Source organism: Actinosynnema sp. (genome assembly GCF_052038725.1).
The window spans coordinates 1-2,286 of the sequence record NZ_JBQGCX010001120.1 but is presented as its reverse complement, the minus strand read 5'-3'; the positions used below and the strand labels follow the sequence as shown (position 1 = coordinate 2,286).

Below are 2,286 nucleotides of genomic sequence, written 5' to 3'. Positions count from 1 at the left end.
GCCGCCGGTGCCGCCGGGGACCAGGCCCGTGCCGCGCGGGGCCCCCTCGGTGGCCCCCGCGCCGCCGGGGGCGCGCCCCAGGCGGCGGGCGCGGGTGCCCGCCGGGCGCCCCGCGACCTGGTCCTCGGCGCCGGAGCGCGCGCCGACCAGCCGTTCCACCACGAGGTCGTCCACGTCGGCGGGCAGGTCCACCACGCCGCCCCAGGTCTGCGGCCGGTCCAGCCCCAGGACGGTGCCGATGCCCCACAGGGCGCTCTGGCGCGGGTCGGCGGGCTCCTCCAGCCCGGCGCCGACGGCGCGCGAGGTGGCGAACCACAGCGGCGCGGTGACGCCCGCGTCGTCCAGGCCCTGCACCAGCGGCACCGAGGCGGCGACGCCGCGCGAGAGCGACGGGAACAGCGGGTGCGGGCGGTCGTCCAGGCCCAGCAGGGAGAGCACGCCCTCCGGCTGGCCGCCCGCGACGGCGGAGCGCACCAGGTCGGCCGCGGCGGCCCGGTCGAACCCGTCCACCGCCACCGGCAGCACGTCCGCGCCACGCGCGGTCAGGCCGTCCACGACGGCGATGACCCGCTTGTCCTCGCGCAGCGACTCGGGCACCACCAGCAGCCAGGAACCGGTGGAGACCGGCGGGACCGGCTGGTCCACGGCCCGCCACTCGACCCGGTAGCGCCACGAGTCCACGGTGGACCGCTCGCGGAAGCCGTTGCGCCACGCGGACAGCGCGGGCAGCACCGCGCCCAGCGCGGCCTCGTCCACGGACAGCTCGCGCGCCAGCGAGTCGACGCCGCCGGACTCCAGCGCGGCCCAGAGCGCGGCGGAGGCCGGGTCGGCCTCGGCGGCCGGGGCGTCGGTGAGCCAGTAGTGGGCGTGCCGGAAGGCGTAGGTGGGCAGCCGGACCGGGCGCGCGCCGGGCAGCAGCGCGGCGAAGTCCGGGCGGACGCCGCCGCGCACGTGCAGCTCCGCGAGGGAGCGGGTGAACCGGCCCAGGCCGCCCTCGTCGCGGCGCAGCGTGCCTGCGACGACGGTGGGCTGCTCGCGGGCGTCCAGGGTCTCGCCGATGCTCGGCGCGATCACCGGGTGCGGGCTGACCTCCACGAACACCGCGTGCCCCGACTCGGCGAGCGCCTGCACGGCCGGGGCGAACAGCACCGGGGAGCGCAGGTTCGAGTACCAGTAGCGGGCGTCGAGCTGGCCGCCCGCGACGAACTCGCCGGTGACCGTGGACAGCATCGGGATCGCGCCCGCGCGGGGGCTGATCGGCGCGAGGTCGGTGAGCATCCGCTGCTCCACCTCGGCGACCTGCGCGGAGTGCGAGGCGTAGTCGATGTTGACCCGCCTGGCCCGCACGTCCCGCTCTTCCAGGACCGCGGTCAGCTCGGCCAGCGCGTCCAGGTCGCCGGAGACGACCGTGGAGGCCGCGCCGTTGACCGCGCCGAGGGAGAGCCGGCCGTCCATCGCCTCCAGGTACGGCTCGACCTCGGCCAGCGGCAGCCCGATCGAGAGCATCCCGCCGCGACCGGCCAGGCTCTCCCGGATCGCGATGCCGCGCAGGGCGACCACGCGCGCGCCGTCGAGCAGCGACAGGTGGCCGCCGACGACGGCCGCCGCGATCTCGCCCTGCGAGTGGCCGACGACCGCGTCGGGCCGCACGCCGTGGTGCTCCCACAGCGCGGGCTGCACGACGTCGCCGCGCTCCAGCGACGGGGCGCCCTCGCCGCCGCGCACGGCCGCGATCAGGTCCCAGTCCAGGAAGGCCGACAGCGCCTCGGCGCACTCGGCCATCTTCGCGGCGAACACCGGCGAGGTGTCGAGCAGCTCGGCGGCCATGCCCTCCCACTGGGAGCCCTGGCCGGGGTAGGCGAACACGACCTTGCCGACCACGTCGGCGGCCCCGGTGACCAGGGACGGGGACGGCAGGCCCTCGGCGAGCGCGGCGACCCCGGCCGCCAGCTCGGCGCGGTCCGCGCCCAGGACGACGGCGCGGCGCTCGAAGGCGGTGCGGGTGGTGGCCAGCGACCAGCCGATGTCACGCGGGGAGCCGGTCTCGTGGGTGGCGAGGTGGTCGCGCAGCCGGGCGGCCTGCGCCCGCAGGGCGTCGGCGGTGCGGCCGGACAGCACCCACGGCACCACCGGCGGGGCGGCGGCGGTCTCGGCCTCAGCGCTCTCGGCCTCAGCGGTCTCGGCGGCGACCTCGGGGGCCTGCTCCAGCACCAGGTGCGCGTTGGTCCCGCTGATGCCGAACGAGGACACGCCCGCGCGGCGCGGGCGCCCGGTCTCCGGCCACGG

At 78.3% G+C, this 2,286-nt stretch carries 1 protein-coding gene; it reads right to left on the bottom strand.

Annotated elements, in window-relative coordinates; genetic code table 11:
• Positions 1-2,286: acyltransferase domain-containing protein (locus ACTUAL_RS23640; protein WP_440901783.1), on the bottom strand; the 2,286-nt coding region annotated here is incomplete at both ends.